The organism is Pseudoalteromonas sp. GW168-MNA-CIBAN-0100, assembly GCF_040309225.1.
Taxonomy (GTDB): domain Bacteria; phylum Pseudomonadota; class Gammaproteobacteria; order Enterobacterales; family Alteromonadaceae; genus Pseudoalteromonas; species Pseudoalteromonas arctica.
Map to the genome: position 1 here is coordinate 1 of NZ_JBEOOL010000659.1, position 265 is coordinate 265.

Consider the following 265-nt stretch of genomic DNA (forward strand, 5'->3'; position numbering starts at 1 on the left):
GTACATGCAGCAACGCACAGCGCAAGCTGAGCAGGCTACAGCAGACGCTTAATTTATGAATACAGCCACATCAGCTGTTACTGTTTTAGGGGCGGGGTCGTATGGCACCGCCCTTGCTATTTGTTTAGCCCGAAATGGTCACAAAGTGACTTTATGGGGACGCAATAGCCAAGACGTTGCGACGCTTGCAGCTGAGCGAAAAAATCAACGTTACTTACCTGAAATTCCTTTTCCTGATACCTTAATCCTTGAAGCAGATTTACAG

1 protein-coding gene is annotated in these 265 nt (G+C 47.2%); it reads left to right on the forward strand.

The genetic code is table 11. The features are described 5' to 3' along the window. Positions 1-55 precede the first annotated feature (55 nt). Positions 56-265: 2-dehydropantoate 2-reductase N-terminal domain-containing protein (locus AAEY62_RS22895; RefSeq protein WP_350636722.1), on the forward strand; the 210-nt coding region annotated here is incomplete at its 3' end.